Genomic DNA, 16,097 nt, shown 5'->3' on the forward strand with positions numbered 1-16,097 from the left:
CTTGATATAACTGGCTGCGCGTTCGCACCGGGCGGGAAGCGCGGGTGCGATGTGAATAATAAAAGAGGGGATGAATAGAGTGAATAAGTCACAGTTGATCGACAAAATTGCTGCAGACGCTGACATTTCTAAAGCAGCAGCGGGACGTGTGTTAGATGCATTCATGGGCTCCGTTTCTGACGCGCTGAAAGGCGGTGATGAAGTGGCACTGGTTGGTTTCGGTACTTTCTCTGTACGTGAGCGTGCTGCTCGTACAGGCCGTAACCCGCAAACCGGTAAAGAGATCACCATCCCGGCTGGTAAAGTTCCGGGCTTCCGTGCAGGTAAAGCACTGAAAGACTCAGTCAATTAATGACCGCTGACACATCCATTGAAGCATTTTCTTCTATGGATTGAGGACGAAAAAGCCGTTCTCATGTAACATACGGGCACATCATTTTTGATGTGCCTTTTTTATTCTTGATGCGCGGCGATGGCCACAGGCTATTGTCTCCGCATGGTTGCCAACTGCCAGCCTGAACAGCAGTTGCACGATGATGACATCGTGTCAGAGCTTTACATTCACACTACAGCGGAGTGTTGTCATACCATGATGGACAATTTACGCGCGGCGTCGAATCATGTCGTGCTCAAGATCATTCTGGGATTGATCATCCTGTCTTTCGTACTGACCGGGGTGGGCAACTACCTGATCGGCGGTGGCAGCGATTATGCCGCCAAAGTTAATGGCCATGAAATTAGCCGTGCAGAGCTTGAGCAGGGCTTTAACAACGAGCGTAATCGTCAGCAGCAGATGCTGGGCGATCAATTCTCGCAGCTGGCCAGCAACGAAGGTTACATGCAGCAGATGCGTCAGCAGGCGCTATCTCAGCTGATTGATCAGGCGTTGCTCGATCAATACATCAAAGATCTGAAGATTGGCATCAGCGATGATCAGATCAAGCAGGCGATCTTCAATCAAAAAGCTTTCCAGACTAACGGCAAGTTTGATAACGCAAAGTACAACGGCTTAATCAATCAGATGGGCTTTACGCCGGATCAATACGCGGCGGCGCTGCGTAAGCAGTTAGCCACACAGCAGTTGATCAACGCGGTCGCTAATACCGATTTCATGCTGAAAGGTGAAACCAGCAAGCTGGTGGACCTGGTCTCGCAGCAGCGTGAAATTCGTCAGGCGGTGATTGATGTTAACGCGCTGGCAGCGAAACAAACGGCCAGTGATGATGAGATCAATCAGTATTACCAGCAGCATCAGAACAGCTTCATGGCACCTGAGCAGTTCCGCGTCAGCTACATCAAAATGGATGCAGCCAGCATGCAGGAAACCGTGAGCGAAGCGGACATTCAGAGTTGGTTCGATCAACACAAAGCTGACTATTCACAGCCGCAGCGCAATCGCTACAGCGTGATTCAGACCAAAACTGAAGCGGATGCCAATGCCGTTCTGGAAGCGCTGAAGAAGGGTGAAGACTTCGCCACGCTGGCAAAAAGCAAATCCATTGACCCGATCTCAGCACGCAAAGGCGGCGATATGGGGTGGCTGGAGCCGGGCACCACGCCGGATGAGCTGAAAAATGCCAACCTGACGCAGAAAGGCCAGTTGTCAGGCGTGATCAAATCTTCAGTCGGTTTCCTGGTGGTACGTCTGGATGATATCCAGGCCGAGCAGATTAAGCCGCTGGCTGAGATCCATGACGCTGTTGCTGACAAGGTGAAGCAGGAAAAGGCAGTCGACGCCTTCTACAAGCTGCAGCAGAAAGTCAGTGAAGCGGCCAGCAATGACAACGAGTCGTTGGCGGGTGCTGCACAGGCTTCCGGTCTGAAAGTCACGGAAACCGGCTGGATCACGCGTGATAATGTTCCGGCTGAACTCGATTTCGATCAGGTCAAGCAGGCGATCTTCAACGGTGGACTGGTGGGCCAAAACGGTGCGCCGGGTAATAACTCTGACATCATCAGCGTCGATGGCGATCGTGCGTTTGTGCTGCGCATCAGCGAGCACAAGCCTGAAGCCGTAAAACCGCTGGATCAGGTGAAAGCGCAGATTGCCGACACGCTGAAGCATGACAAAGCCACACAGCAGGCTAAAGCTCAGGCCGATAAGCTGCTGGTTGATCTGAAAGCCGGTAAAGAAGATGCGCTGAAAGCGGCAGGCTTGACCCTGAGCGCCAGCAAATCCTTTGATCGTAATGCACAGGATCCGGTTGCGCAGTCTGCCTTTAACTTGCCACAACCCGCGGACAACAAACCGTCCTGGGGTGTGAGCGAAGATATGCAGGGTAACGTGGTACTGGTCGCGCTGGATAAAGTCAGCCCGGGTAATATGCCACAGGCGCAGATTGATGAGATGGTGAAAGGCGTGACGCAGAATAACGCACAGATTGCGTTTGAAGCGCTGCTGGAAAACCTGCGTAAAGACGCGAAAATCAAATACGGCGCGGCTGCACAAAACCAGTAAGCCTCACAAAAAATGTGAATCCGCTGCAACAACTCAAAGGCCGCTTCTGCGGCCTTTTCCATTTCTGTAATTGCCCTTTTGAGCCTGAAAACACGCTGTGACACTCTGCTGTGGCTGTCAAACACAAGGAGAAACACAGCATGGTGAAATCAACTTTTCGCGCTCTATGTATCACGCTGGCGCTGGGTGGCGCACTCTATACCACCGGACTGTCCGCGGCCGAAAGCCCCAGCGAAACGCAGGCGACGCAAGTATCCTCGCCGCAAGAGGGACAGGTCAGCATCAATCAAGCCAGCGCTGAACAGCTCGCAGCCGCAATGAACGGCATCGGCCTGAAGAAAGCTCAGGCGATTGTCAGTTATCGCGAGCAGTATGGTCCGTTTACCGCCATTGATCAGCTTAAGGAGATTCCAGGCATCGGCAATGCTCTGGTGGAACGTAACAGTGGTCGGCTGAAACTGTGAGGCGGGTCGCGACTTTGAAGGATTGATAAAGCACCCAATCAGGCTGTGCTATGCTCAACAGGTCATACCAGTTGTCATTAACAGTCTGAACAGGAGCAATAATGCAAACCACCATCAAAGTACGCGGCTATCATCTGGACGTTTATCAGCATGTGAACAACGCACGTTATCTCGAGTTTCTGGAAGAGGCGCGCTGGCAGTGGCTGGAGGATGTCGATGCTTTTCACTGGCTGATGGATCAGAAGCTGGCGTTTGTGGTGGTCAATATCAACATTAACTATCGTCGTCCGGCGGTGCTGGGCGACGTGTTACATATTGAGAGCGAAGTGTCACAGTTGAATGGCAAAAGCGGCATTATTTCGCAGCGCGTGCTGCTGGCAAGCGATAACACGGTGGTTGCGGACGCAGCGTTAACCTTCGTCTGCATCGATTTGCGCACGCAAAAAGCGGTGCCGATGGAAGGGGAGTTGCGTGATCGTCTGTCAGCGTTGATGGTGGAAAGCGATTAAGAGCAGAGCGAGCTGGCGTCAGAAACGCCAGCCTAAGCTGCTCAATGAGCTCCTGTGAGCGAAGCCGTTCGATGACCTCAATCCGGCGAAGCAGCTTGATAAGTTCCGGCTAGCGAAGCCGTTCAATGATTTCAATCCAGCGAAGCCGCCCAATAAGCGCAATCCAGCAAAGCAGCTTAAAAGGTTCCAGCTAGCGAAGCCGCTCAATGCGTCCCAACCGCGATTCAACTCAATCAGTTAAAACCGCTTTTTTGTTTCATTGCTGCCATGACGGCTGCAGCATTGGCCTGGTAATCCGCCAACCCCCGCGCACGCAGATGGCAGGCGGCGCACTCACCGCAACCGTCGCCTTTGACACCGTTATAGCAAGTCAGGGTTTCCGCCCGCACCAGCGGCAGTTGCTGCCAGTAATCTGCCAGCGCCCAGGTTTCGGCTTTATTCAACCACATCAGTGGCGTTTCAAAGCGAACGTTGCGCGCCATGCCGAGGCTAACGGCATTGTTGAGCGCTTTAACAAACTCATCGCGGCAATCAGGATAGCCAGAGAAGTCTGTTTCGCAGACACCGGTAATCACCGCCTCGGCTTCTACCTGATAAGCATAAATGGAGGCTAAGGTCAGGAACAGAATATTGCGGCCTGGTACAAAAGTACTCGGCAAACCGCTGGCGTCAGGATCGTAAGTGGGCACTGGAATGTTATCGCGCGTCAGGCTGCTGACCGCCAGTTCATTGAGCAGCGTCACATCCAGCACTTTGTGCGCACGGGCACCCAGTTTGTGCGCGAGTTCAGCCGCGACTTCAATCTCTTCGCGATGGCGTTGACCATAATCGAAGGTGACACAGTGCACTTCATCATACTGTTGCAGTGCCTGAATCAGACAGGTGGTGGAATCTTGTCCGCCACTGAATACGACAACGGCTCGTTTCATCTCAATTTCCCCAAAAATCAGTGCATCTATGGTACTGGCTCAGGCGCGGGCTGAACAGTCCCTGCGGTCGCGGGCGGTGGAATCCAGGCGCGGGTGAAATCGAACCAGCCCAGTGTATTGAGCTGGATGCCTTCAACGCCGGGCGGGGCAAACACCTGATAGCGATAGTTAAACAGCGGCAACAAATGTCCATCACGCATCAACTGCTGGAACAGCTGGCGCGTCAATGTCGCGCGTTGCTCTGGGCTGGGCTGATGGGCGATAGCGTTAAGCGGGGCGGTTAGCACCGGGGCGCGTATGGGAGCCCATACCGGATCGTTCTCCAGCCAGTTCGCCAGGGTAAACAGCGGCGCATCGCCAATGAGACGGTCACCCATCACCACATCGGCATCGCTCAGGTCGATATCGTCACGCCAGTTTTTCACATCATGAAAAACACAGGTTAATTCGCAGCCCTGTTGGGCCAGCAAAGGCACCAGCGCCTGCGCCATCACATGCAGTTCGATAGGGAGATGGTAGTGCAGTGTCAGTCTCGCAGGCAGCCTGGCGGTGGTCATCCCGGCAGAGGGAACGGGCCAACCGGGCAGCAACTCCTTGCTTGCGGTAATCAAGCCTTCATCCAACGGTAACTGCTGAATCACTCCACTGTGTTGTATTAATGCAATCAGTGTTGTGACCTGTGCGGCAGTAAAGCCGGCGGAAATGCGCGGTGCCAGATAACAGAAGCCGAGGCTGATACTGTGATCGACCGGGCGCAATGCATCCAGCTCGTCAGGATCGCCAATGGCGATTTGCACCGGATGACGACAGCTGGTACCGAGACCATGTGCAAACAGCTGCGGTGTAATCCAGTATTCCACTACCTGAATCAGCGGTCGTTGCAGATGCCAGCGAGCATGACTTTCCAGGCGAACCAACTCATCAGTGAAATGGGTCAGTTTCCAGGGACCGCTGCCTATATCCATCGCATCAGGATGTGGCAGCAGGCAGTATTGGTGTGCCAGACGCTGCGGCAGCCAATAGTCGCTCTGACGCAATTGAATACGCAGTGCCAGCGGATGTGGCGCCTCGATATGTTCGATTGAGGCCAGCAGGCGACTGCCGCGCACGGTTTGCATAATCTGCTGTAACTGAGCAACCAGCTGCGCCGCATGAATTGGCTCATCGTTGTGCCAGCTGAGCTGCGGTCGTAACCAGAAATACCAGTCACAGCCGCTGCCATCATGTTGCCAGTGATGCGCAAGATCGCCTTCTACATCGTCGCCATTAAAGCGCGTCAGGCCAGAGAAAATCTGCCGTACCAGGTGCTGCTCAGCCCTTCCGGTAAGACGCAGCGGCCGCAGCGGCTCCATCGCGCGATAATAGGGAATACGCAGCACCGGCGCCTGGTTCTGCCATTGGCCCCCCATCAGCGGCCGCAGCATTTTCACCAGCCGCTCAGGATGAAGATCCAGTACCTGCAACGCCTGTATCGCTTCGCCCGCTTCCAGCTGTTGGGTTAATAGCTGTTGGCGGAGTTGTTCAGGGGAAATCAGAAACGTCAGTTCGCCTTGCTTTCCCCGGCCGGATTCGCCGCGCCAGTGCAGCCAGTCAGCATCCTGCCACTGGCGTAATAAGGTACGTACATGGCGCTCACTGCAAAAACAGTGCTGTGCCATGGCGGCAACGCTCAAACGCAGAGGCTCGCCCTGGCTGAGCTGCCACAGTCGCTGAAATTGATTAACCCGATGAAGTTGGCGCATGGCTAAACCCGGAACAGTTTCCTGAAAGTATTCACTATTAGTTCCGTAATTACCAGGCGATAGTAGATTCCTCACTCAGACAGGAGACATTGCATGGCTCGCCTCGCGGCATTTGATATGGATGGCACGTTGTTACTGCCGACGCACCGGTTAGGGAATGAAACCATCGACTCCCTGCATGCCCTGCATCAGCGCGATATCACCCTTGCCTTTGCCACGGGTCGCCATCTGATGGATGTGCAGGTGGTACGTGAACAGCTCACTCTGCCGGCCTGGTTGATCACCGGCAATGGCACACGCATTCACGATTTGGAAGGTCAGCAGCTGTTTGGCTGTGATCTGTCCTCTTCTGTAGCCGAAGAGGTGATCCACACGCATTGGCAAACGCCGGCATCGATTCATATCTTCAACGATGAGGGCTGGTTCACCGATAAACCGTTGTTGGGTGCATTAGAAGCGCACGTGATGAGTGGCTTCCATTATCAGCTGCGCGATTTGCGTCAGATGTCAGCGCATGAGGTGACCAAAATTTGTTTTATTGCGCCGCATGAGATGCTGCAGGCGTTAAAAGTAGAGTTGCAACAAGCCCTGGGCGAGCGCGCCAATATCTGTTTTTCAGCGTGGGATTGTCTGGAAGTTCTGCCGCTGGACTGCCACAAAGGCGCGGCGCTGGCGTATCTGTGCCAGCATCTGTCGCTATCAATGGCGGATTGTATGGCGTTTGGTGATGCGATGAATGACCGCGAAATGCTGGAGCGCGTTGGCAGCGGGTTCATCATGGGCAACGCCATGCATCAATTGAAATCGTCGCTGCCGCATTTACCGATTATTGGACATTGCGAGACACAGGCGGTGTCTCATTACTTAAATCACTGGATGACCACACCACACCTCGATTATTCCCCCGAATGCTGAGGCTTACAGTGAACCGGACAGGATGTCCGGTTTTTTATTGCAGCTCACGCAGCCACGGCTTGATATCCCCGATGTTTTGCGCGACCCACTCAGGGTTGTAATAGGTATCCGGATAACGCTCACCGCTGTCGCACAACAGCGTCACCAGCGAACCTTGTTCGCCATTTTCCCGCATGCGTTTCGCTACCTGCAACATGCCCCAGAAATTGGTTCCGGTTGAAGCGCCGGGGCGACGGCCCAGTATTTTCTCCAGATACAGCATCGCAGCCACCGTTGCGCCATCCGGCACTTTGATCATTTCGTCGATCACATCGGGTAAAAATGACGGCTCTACGCGCGGGCGTCCAATACCCTCAATCATGCTGCCACGATCGTTGCGCAGCGCACTGTCGCGGCTATGCCAAAAATCAAAGAACACAGAGTGTTGCGGATCCACCACCAACAGACGCGTATCGTGTCCCTGATAACGGATATAGCGGCCCAGTGTGGCGGAGGTTCCGCCGGTGCCGGCACTCATAATTAAGGTGTGCGGCACAGGGAAAGGCTCATGCGCCATCTGACGGAAAATACTTTCAGCGATATTGTTGTTGCCGCGCCAGTCGGTGGCGCGCTCGGCATAGGTGAACTGATCCATAAAATGACCGTTGAGCTCACGCGCCAGCCGCTCTGATTCGCTGTAAAGCTGGCAAGGGTCAGCGACAAAATGGCACTCGCCGCCATAAAAACGGATCATTTCGATCTTGCGTTTTGCGGTGCTGGCGGGCATCACCGCAATGAAAGGCAGACCCAGCAAACGTGCGAAATAGGCTTCTGACACTGCCGTGCTACCGGATGACGCTTCAATAATCGGCGTATTCTCGCGGATCCAGCCATTGGCCAAACCATATAGGAACAGCGACCGCGCCAGGCGATGCTTCAGGCTACCACTCGGATGGGTGCTTTCATCTTTGAGATAGAAGCGAATGCCAGGAAAATCCTCCAGCGCAAAGCGAATAAGATGCGTATCCGCAGAGCGTTGAAAATCGGCGTTAATTTCATTGATGGCGTGGCGAACCCAGGGCGTTTGCATGTGACGAATCCGTAATCATTATTGTGCACAGTGTAAGGCACTGGCAGGAAAATAAGGTTGCTTTAATCCGGGTATAATGCCCGAATAAGAGAAAATTTTTCTCCCGGAGCGCCGAATGCTAGATAAAACTGACCGCACTTTGCTGGCGATACTGCAACAGGATTGCACGTTATCGCTGCAAGCACTGGCGGATGCGGTGAATCTCACCACCACGCCGTGCTGGAAACGCCTGAAAAAGCTGGAAGATGATGGCATTATTCGTGCGCGCGTGGCGCTGCTGGATGGGGAGAAGATGGGTCTTTCTCTCACCGCTTTCATGTTTGTCAAAACACAACAGCACAGCAGCGACTGGTTTCAGCAATTTGTTGCCGTGGTGCAGCAGATGCCTGAAGTGATGGCATTCTATCGCATGGCCGGGGAGTACGATTATCTGCTGCGCATCCAGGTGGCCGATATGAAAAATTACGACGCATTTTATAAACGTCTGGTGAATGGCGTGCCAGGCCTGATTGATGTGACCTCCAGTTTCGCCATGGAAGAGATTAAATACACCACCGCGTTGCCGGTAGCGCCCTGAACGGGCACAGAAAGAGAGCGTCTTGTGCGATTATTCAGCCAATTAAGTTGGTATTTCCTGCGCGAGTGGCGGCGATATCTGGGTGCCGTCAGCTTGCTGATTGTGATTGCGTTATTACAACTGCTGCCGCCGCATGTGGTCGGCGTGATTGTTGATGGCGTAACGCAACACACCTTAAGCAGCGGCAAACTTTTTATGTGGATTGGCGTGATGCTGGTGACAGCGGTGATCGTCTATCTGCTGCGTTATGTCTGGCGTGTGCTGTTGTTTGGCGCGTCTTACCAGCTCGCAGTTGAATTACGGGAAGATTTCTATCGCCAGTTGAGTCGCCAGCATCCTGCGTTCTATTTACGCCATCGCACGGGCGATTTGATTGCGCGCGCCACCAATGACGTGGATCGCGTGGTATTTGCCGCCGGTGAGGGCGTCCTGACGCTGGTGGATTCGCTGGTCATGGGCTTAGTGGTGCTGGTGGTGATGAGCGTGCAAATCAGTTGGGAGCTGACGCTGCTGGCGCTGATCCCGATGCCGCTGATGGCGATTGCCATTCAGAAAGATGGTTCGCGTCTGCATCAGCGCTTTAAAGTGGCCCAGGCGGCCTTCTCCAGCCTGAACGATCAAACACAGGAGAGCCTTACCAGCATCCGGATGATCAAAGCCTTTGGCCTGGAAGATCATCAATCGCAACAGTTTGCTGACATTGCGCGCGACACCGGCAAGAAAAACCTGCATGTGGCGCGTGTTGATGCACGTTTTGATCCCATCATTTACATCGCCGTGGGTTTCTCTAACCTGCTGGCGATTGCGGGCGGTGGCTGGATGGTGTGGCACGGTAGTTTGACGTTGGGTCAGCTCACCAGCTTCGTGATGTATCTGGGACTGATGATTTGGCCGATGCTGGCGCTGGCGTGGATGATCAACATCGTTGAACGTGGGAGCGCGGCATGGAGCCGCATTCGCGCGCTATTGGCGGAAGCTCCGGCGGTGGAGGATGGGCAGAAAGTCCTGCCCGACGATGCTGGCGATTTACAGGTCGCCATTCGTGAATTCCATTATCCCGCTAACGCAGGCGCGGCGCTGAGCCATGTTAATTTTCAACTGAAACCGGGGCAGATGTTGGGGCTGTGCGGTCCAACCGGCTGTGGTAAAAGCACGCTGCTAAGTCTGATTCAACGCCATTTCGACATCGACCAGGGTGACATTCGCTACCATAACCTGCCGCTAACGCAGCTGCGACTCGATAGCTGGCGCAGTCGGCTGGCGGTGGTGAGCCAGACGCCGTTTTTGTTCTCCGATACTGTGGCTAATAACCTGGCACTGGGCCGTCCGAATGCGTCTCAGGAAGAAATTGAGCGCGTGGCGCGCATGGCCTGTGTACACGATGACATTCTGCGTCTGCCGCAGGGCTATGACACCGAAGTGGGTGAGCGCGGTGTGATGCTTTCCGGCGGTCAAAAACAGCGTATTGCCATTGCCCGCGCGCTGTTGCTGAATGCGGAAATCCTGATCCTCGACGATGCACTATCCGCGGTGGACGGTCGCACAGAGCATGAAATCCTGCACAACCTGCGGCAGTGGGGCAAAGGCCGCACGTTGATCATCAGCGCGCATCGTTTATCGGCGTTGACTGAAGCCAGTGAAATTCTGGTGCTGCAACAAGGTGCGGTGACTCAGCGCGGCGATCACGACAGCCTGCTAGCGAAAGAGGGATGGTATCGCGATATGTACCGCTATCAGCAACTCGAAGCGGCGCTGGATGAAGATGAAACCGCAGAGGAAGCGAATCATGGCTAAATCGCAACGTTTGTGGCCAACCCTGAAACGCCTGCTGTCATACGGCAAACCCTGGCGAAAATCGCTGTGGCTGGCGGTCGGCATGTTGTGGATTGCGGCGGCGGCAGAAGTCACCGGCCCGGTGCTGGTGAGCTACTTCATTGATAATCTGGTGGCAAAACACCAAATGCCCTGGGGCATCGCCATTGGGCTGCTGGTGTGCTTTATTTTGCTGCAACTGCTGGCTGCTGGTTTGCACTATTTCCAGGCGCTGCTGTTTAATCGCGCGGCGATTGGTGTGGTGCAGCAGTTACGCATGGACGTGATGAACGCGGCACTGCGTCAGCCGCTTAGCGCCTTTGATACCCAGCCGGTGGGGCAGATTATCTCGCGCGTTACCAACGATACCGAAGTGATCAAAGATCTCTACGTCACGGTGGTGGCTACCGTGCTGCGCAGTGCCGCACTGATTGGCGCAATGCTGGTGGTGATGTTCTCGCTCGACTGGCGTATGGCGCTGGTGGCGATTGTCATCTTCCCGCTGGTACTCACGGTGATGCTGATTTATCAGCGTTACAGCACGCCGATTGCGCGTCGTGTACGTAGCTATCTGGCGGATATCAATAATGGTTTCAATGAAGTGATCAACGGCATGAGCGTGATCCAGCAGTTTCGCCAGCAGGCGCGCTTTGGCGAACGCATGGGCGAGGCCAGTCGCTCACACTATCTGGCGCGCATGGAAACCCTGCGGTTGGACGGTTTCTTGTTGCGTCCGCTGCTGAGTCTGTTTTCGGCAATGATCCTCTGTGGGCTGCTGATGCTGTTCAGCTTTGCCACGCCCGGTGTGTTTGAGGTCGGCGTGCTTTACGCCTTTATTACCTATCTGGGACGACTGAACGAACCCTTGATTGAGCTCACCACGCAACAATCGATGTTGCAACAGGCGGTGGTTTCCGGCGAGCGTATCTTCGAACTGATGGATGCCACTCAACAGGGATACGGCAAGGATAACCTGCCGTTGGCCTCAGGGCGTATTACCTTGCACGATGTCAGTTTTGCCTACCGCGATAATCGGGATGTACTGAGCCATATCAGCCTCGAGGTGCCGGCGCGCGGTTTTGTGGCGCTGGTGGGGCATACAGGCAGTGGCAAAAGTACGCTGGCGAATTTACTGATGGGATATTACCCGGTGACACGCGGTAGCATCGAGCTGGATGGTCGCCCCTTACCGCAGCTGACGCATGAAGCGTTACGCCAAAGCGTCGCTATGGTGCAGCAGGATCCGGTGGTGCTGGCTGATACCTTGTTAGCCAACGTGCGGCTGGGACGCGATATCCCGGAAGAGCAGGTGTGGCAGGCACTGGAAAAAGTGCAGCTCGCCTCGCTGGCACGATCGATGTCAGAGGGCATTCACACGCGGCTGGGTGAACAAGGCAACAATTTGTCGGTCGGGCAAAAACAGTTGCTGGCGCTGGCGCGAGTGCTGGTTTCGCTGCCACAAATTTTGATCCTTGATGAAGCGACTGCCAATATCGATTCCGGTACCGAGCAGGCGATTCAGCATGCGCTGCGTGCACTACGCCAGCACAGCACGCTGGTGGTGATTGCGCACCGTCTTTCTACTATCACTGAAGCGGATCAGATTTTGGTATTGCACCGTGGTCAGGTTGCCGAGCGGGGCACGCATGCACAGTTGCTGACTCAACAGGGTCGTTACTGGCAGATGTATCAGCTACAGCAGGCGGGTGATGAACTCGCGGCGAGCATACCCGCTCAAGCAGAAGGGTGAATTGCACCTTTTTTGCGCAGATTTATCGGATTGTTCTGTATTGATGCACTCCTTTGAGGCTAGAAGCACCAAAGGAGTGCAATATTGCAACACCTTTCTTTTGTCCTGTTCCCAAACTGAGCCACCCATCACATAACGAAGCGCGATATAGCGCCTCCAGGCCACTGACTGCGCCCCTTTTTTCATTTATGGCACAGCGTTTGCTTATATCTCCTCGTGTCCGCGAGACTCACTCAATTTATTATCTGGAGGGGAACGTATGAAGCTGGTTACCGTGGTAATCAAACCATTTAAGCTGGAGGACGTGCGTGAAGCTTTATCCTCCATTGGCATTCAGGGACTGACTGTTACCGAAGTGAAGGGGTTTGGTCGCCAGAAAGGTCACGCAGAGCTTTACCGCGGTGCCGAGTACAGCGTGAACTTCCTGCCAAAAGTTAAAATTGATATCGCGATTGCGGACGATCAACTCGATGAAGTGGTGGATGTCATCAGCAAAGCCGCTTACACCGGCAAAATTGGCGACGGCAAAATCTTCGTCGCAGAACTGCAGCGCGTTATTCGTATTCGTACCGGCGAGACCGACGAAGCAGCACTGTAACTGGGGCTCTGAATTGTGATGGGATGGAAAGAAATGAATAAAATGATGACTAAGTTGGGCCTCACCAGCCTGGCACTGTTACCGTCTCTGGCCATGGCGGCAGCACCTGCCGTTGCGGACAAAGCGGATAACGCCTTTATGATGATCTGTACCGCTCTGGTACTGTTTATGACGATTCCGGGCATCGCCCTGTTTTACGGCGGTTTGATTCGCGGTAAAAACGTCCTGTCGATGCTGACCCAGGTTGCCGTGACCTTCGCATTAGTCTGCGTGCTGTGGGTGATTTACGGTTATTCGCTGGCCTTCAGCGAGGGCAACGCCTTCTTCGGTAACTTCCAGTGGGCGATGCTGAAAAATATCGAGCTGAAAGCGGTGATGGGCAGCTTCTATCAGTATATCCACGTCGCGTTCCAGGCTTCCTTCGCCTGTATCACCGTGGGCCTGATTGTGGGCGCGATTGCTGAACGTATTCGCTTCTCAGCAGTACTGATTTTTGTGGTGGTCTGGCTGACGCTCTCTTATCTGCCAATCGCACACATGGTGTGGGCTGGCGGTCTGCTGGCGCAAGACGGCGCGCTGGACTTCGCGGGTGGTACCGTTGTTCACATCAACGCCGCAGTTGCGGGTCTGGTGGGGGCTTATCTGGTGGGCAAACGTGCTGGCTTCGGTAAAGAAGCGTTCAAACCGCACAACCTGCCAATGGTCTTCACCGGTACTGCGATTCTGTATGTGGGCTGGTTTGGCTTCAACGCCGGTTCTGCTTCTTCTGCAAATGAAATCGCAGCCCTGGCCTTCCTGAATACTGTTGTGGCGACTGCAGGTGCGGTGCTGTCATGGGTGTTCGGTGAGTGGGCGATGCGTGGCAAACCTTCTCTGCTGGGTGCGTGTTCTGGCTTTATCGCCGGTCTGGTTGCTATCACCCCGGCTTGTGGTTATGTCGGTGTCGGCGGCGCGCTGATTATCGGTCTGGCCGGTGGCCTGGCAGGTATCTGGGGTGTGACCACCCTGAAGAAATGGCTGCGTGTGGATGACCCATGTGATGTGTTCGGTGTGCACGGCGTGTGCGGTATCCTGGGTTGTATTCTGACCGGTGTGTTCGCCTCCTCTTCACTGGGCGGCGTGGGCTACGCAGAAGGCGTGACCATGGGCCATCAGGTTTGGGTTCAGCTGTTCAGCTGCGGCGTGACCATCGTCTGGTCAGGTGTTGTCGCCTTCATCGGCTTCAAACTGGCGGATATGATCGTTGGCCTGCGTGTTCCAGAAGATCAGGAACGTGAAGGTCTGGATGTGAACAGCCACGGCGAGAACGCTTACAACCAGTAAGAAATGAGCGGTAGAAGAGCAGTGCGCTAAAACTATAAAAAGACGAGGGGGCGATAATATCGCCCCTTTTTTTATGCGTCGCGCTGGCGCATGACGCCTTCCTGAACTGTAGTCGCGACCAGTGTACCATCCTGCGTGTAGAACTCCCCACGTACAAACCCACGTGCGCCTGAAGCTGAGGTGCTCACCACGCTGTACAACAACCACTCTGAGAGATCGAACGGGCGGTGGAACCACATGGAGTGGTCAATCGTCGCCACCTGCATGTCAGGCTCCAAAAAGCCTTTACCGTGCGGCTGTAGCGCCACAGGCAGGAAGTTGAGATCCGAGGCGTAACCCAGCAGGTATTGATGAATACGGCGATCGCCCGGCAGCTTGCCGTTGGCACGAATCCACACCTGGCGCATCGGCTCATCGACACGGCCCTTAAGCGGGTTATGGATTTGCACCGGCCGGATATCCAGCGGACGCTCAGCGAGAAACTTTTCTTTGAGTTTGAGCGGTAAATGAGCCGCCAGTTTTTGCGCCAGATCCTGCTCCGAGGGGAGGTTATCCGGCCCCGGTACTTGAGGCATGGTGTTCTGGTGCTCAAATCCGCTTTCGGGTGCCTGGAACGAGGCGGTCATATAGAAGATCGGCTGTCCGTTTTGCACCGCGCTGACGCGACGCGCGCTAAAACTTTTGCCGTCGCGCAGAGTTTCGACATCATAGATGATGGCTTTTTCGCTATCACCAGGACGCAGGAAGTAGCTGTGAAAAGAGTGGATGATGCGCTCTTCCGGCACGGTTTGTTTTGCTGCGTATAACGCCTGACCGACGACCTGGCCGCCAAATACCTGGCGCAGGCCAAGATCTTCACTTTGGCCGCGAAACAGGCCTTCTTCGAGTTTTTCGAGATCGAGTAAATTAAGCAGGTTTTGCAGTGCCTGGCTCATATCAGATTCCTCAGGGGGGCAATCGCGTCAGTGTGAAAGATCCGACCAGTTTCCGTCAATGATTTTGCCGTGATTTCAGCGAGCTGGCAGTGCTTTTGGGCGCAATCCGGTTTTTTGTGCCAGAATTAATGGCATTCGGCGGTTGAAAAGCTACCCAATAAATTGTCCGCCGACAATCATAGTGTTCATAAGGAGACGACATCGATGAAACTCTGGCATGTTATTAGCGGTGTGACGCTGGCGGCAGCATTGGCTGGCTGTGCCGATCACAGTAAGCCGGTAGCCACCCCAACGCTGGGCTCCGCCGTCGCGGGGCAGCAGGCCGCGATTACGCAGCCTAATGTTAGTGGTTCGGTGTACATTCGTCAGCGCATTGCGTTGCCGCCGGATGCAGTGTTAACCGTGACGCTGTCCGACGCTTCACTGGCTGATGCACCATCGAAAGTGCTGGCGCAGCATGTGGTGCGCACGGAAGGGAAACAGGCACCGTTCCAGTTTGTGCTGCCGTTTAACCCGGCCGATATTCAGCCGAATGCGCGGATTCTGTTAAGTGCCGCGATCGCTATTGATGGCAAACTGGCGTTTATTACCGATACCGTGAAGCCGGTAATCAATCAGGGCGGTACGAAAGCGGAGCTGTTGCTGGTGCCAGTGACAAATATGGCGATGCAGACCACGCCAGGCGCAGCGACCACGGTGCCGTCAACGTCGCCAACACAGGTGGTGCCTTCCGCTTCGGTGCCTGCGCCGACGAGTATGTGATAATCACTCGGTGCTAGTCTGAGGAGCATGTAAAAAATCGGGGCGGGGGAGTGTGCGGGCAGGTAATACTGTTGCGTAAAGCCGCTGTCTCGTCCCTGATCGCTCGGCACACGCCATCCCTGGCGTGTGACGCTTTACTCCACAGTATTGCCTGCCCGCACCTCAGCATGGGTGCGAGTTTGTGGAGTGACATCGGCGGATTGTCCCAGAGTGCTCGTCACTTTTATCTTTGGCTTGACGCTTTACTTCACAGT

The 16,097-nt window shown here is 54.6% G+C and carries 15 protein-coding genes; 11 read left to right on the forward strand and 4 right to left on the reverse strand.

The features are described 5' to 3' along the window. Positions 1-79: 79 nt before the first annotated feature. The 4 genes from hupB (at position 80) to VI01_RS01805 (ending at position 3,431) form a co-directional block, all read left to right on the forward strand. A complete protein-coding gene (hupB, locus tag VI01_RS01790; RefSeq protein ID WP_034828113.1) occupies positions 80-352 on the forward strand; it encodes a nucleoid-associated protein HU-beta in 273 nt (90 codons plus the stop codon). A gap of 237 nt (positions 353-589) precedes the next feature. Then, complete coding sequence (ppiD, locus tag VI01_RS01795) at positions 590-2,458, forward strand: peptidylprolyl isomerase (protein WP_045813793.1); 1,869 nt, start codon at positions 590-592, stop codon at positions 2,456-2,458. A 140-nt stretch (positions 2,459-2,598) separates the two neighbouring features. Beyond that, the gene (locus VI01_RS01800; RefSeq protein ID WP_038648552.1) at positions 2,599-2,922 is read left to right on the forward strand and encodes a ComEA family DNA-binding protein; all 324 of its coding nucleotides are present in this window, start codon (positions 2,599-2,601) and stop codon (positions 2,920-2,922) included. A gap of 101 nt (positions 2,923-3,023) precedes the next feature. Next, positions 3,024-3,431, forward strand: a complete 408-nt coding sequence (locus tag VI01_RS01805; RefSeq protein WP_038648551.1) for a thioesterase family protein — start codon at positions 3,024-3,026, stop codon at positions 3,429-3,431. A gap of 233 nt (positions 3,432-3,664) precedes the next feature. On the opposite strand, the gene queC is transcribed toward VI01_RS01805, so the two are convergent. Continuing rightward, entirely contained in the window at positions 3,665-4,360 is a 696-nt protein-coding gene (queC, locus tag VI01_RS01810) for a 7-cyano-7-deazaguanine synthase QueC (RefSeq protein ID WP_038648549.1), read from the reverse strand. A 26-nt stretch (positions 4,361-4,386) separates the two neighbouring features. After that, a complete protein-coding gene (locus tag VI01_RS01815; protein WP_045813786.1) occupies positions 4,387-6,102 on the reverse strand; it encodes an SgrR family transcriptional regulator in 1,716 nt (571 codons plus the stop codon). A gap of 93 nt (positions 6,103-6,195) precedes the next feature. Here VI01_RS01815 and cof point away from each other — a divergent pair, with 93 nt between their 5' ends. Then, positions 6,196-7,017, forward strand: a complete 822-nt coding sequence (cof, locus tag VI01_RS01820) for an HMP-PP phosphatase (RefSeq protein ID WP_045813787.1) — start codon at positions 6,196-6,198, stop codon at positions 7,015-7,017. 34 nt (positions 7,018-7,051) lie between these two features. Here cof and VI01_RS01825 read toward each other — a convergent pair whose 3' ends face one another. Next, entirely contained in the window at positions 7,052-8,086 is a 1,035-nt protein-coding gene (locus VI01_RS01825; protein WP_045813788.1) for a PLP-dependent cysteine synthase family protein, read from the reverse strand. 115 nt (positions 8,087-8,201) lie between these two features. On the opposite strand from VI01_RS01825, the gene VI01_RS01830 reads away from it, so the two are divergent. The 5 genes from VI01_RS01830 (at position 8,202) to amtB (ending at position 14,146) form a co-directional block, all read left to right on the forward strand. Further along, positions 8,202-8,663, forward strand: coding sequence for an Lrp/AsnC family transcriptional regulator (locus tag VI01_RS01830; protein WP_045813789.1), 462 nt, complete (start codon positions 8,202-8,204; stop codon positions 8,661-8,663). Positions 8,664-8,687: 24 nt separating this feature from the next. Continuing rightward, on the forward strand, positions 8,688-10,457 hold the full coding sequence (locus tag VI01_RS01835) for a SmdA family multidrug ABC transporter permease/ATP-binding protein (RefSeq protein ID WP_038648541.1): 1,770 nt from the start codon (positions 8,688-8,690) through the stop codon (positions 10,455-10,457). Continuing rightward, positions 10,450-12,225: a SmdB family multidrug efflux ABC transporter permease/ATP-binding protein gene (locus tag VI01_RS01840; RefSeq protein WP_045813790.1), complete on the forward strand. Its 1,776-nt coding sequence runs from the start codon at positions 10,450-10,452 to the stop codon at positions 12,223-12,225. Before VI01_RS01835 ends, VI01_RS01840 begins: the two co-directional genes overlap by 8 nt. Before the next feature lie 259 nt (positions 12,226-12,484). Beyond that, the gene (gene glnK / locus VI01_RS01845; RefSeq protein ID WP_007886947.1) at positions 12,485-12,823 is read left to right on the forward strand and encodes a P-II family nitrogen regulator; all 339 of its coding nucleotides are present in this window, start codon (positions 12,485-12,487) and stop codon (positions 12,821-12,823) included. A gap of 33 nt (positions 12,824-12,856) precedes the next feature. Beyond that, positions 12,857-14,146: an ammonium transporter AmtB gene (amtB, locus tag VI01_RS01850; protein ID WP_038648536.1), complete on the forward strand. Its 1,290-nt coding sequence runs from the start codon at positions 12,857-12,859 to the stop codon at positions 14,144-14,146. A 71-nt stretch (positions 14,147-14,217) separates the two neighbouring features. Here the strand turns inward: amtB and tesB are convergent, their stop codons facing one another. Continuing rightward, positions 14,218-15,081, reverse strand: a complete 864-nt coding sequence (gene tesB, locus VI01_RS01855) for an acyl-CoA thioesterase II (protein ID WP_045813791.1) — start codon at positions 15,079-15,081, stop codon at positions 14,218-14,220. 204 nt (positions 15,082-15,285) lie between these two features. Between tesB and VI01_RS01860 the strand changes: the two genes are divergently transcribed. After that, positions 15,286-15,843, forward strand: coding sequence for a YbaY family lipoprotein (locus VI01_RS01860; protein WP_034828134.1), 558 nt, complete (start codon positions 15,286-15,288; stop codon positions 15,841-15,843). Positions 15,844-16,097: the final 254 nt, after the last annotated feature.

Source organism: Pantoea sp. SM3, from assembly GCF_000963995.1.
GTDB lineage: Bacteria > Pseudomonadota > Gammaproteobacteria > Enterobacterales > Enterobacteriaceae > Pantoea > Pantoea rwandensis_B.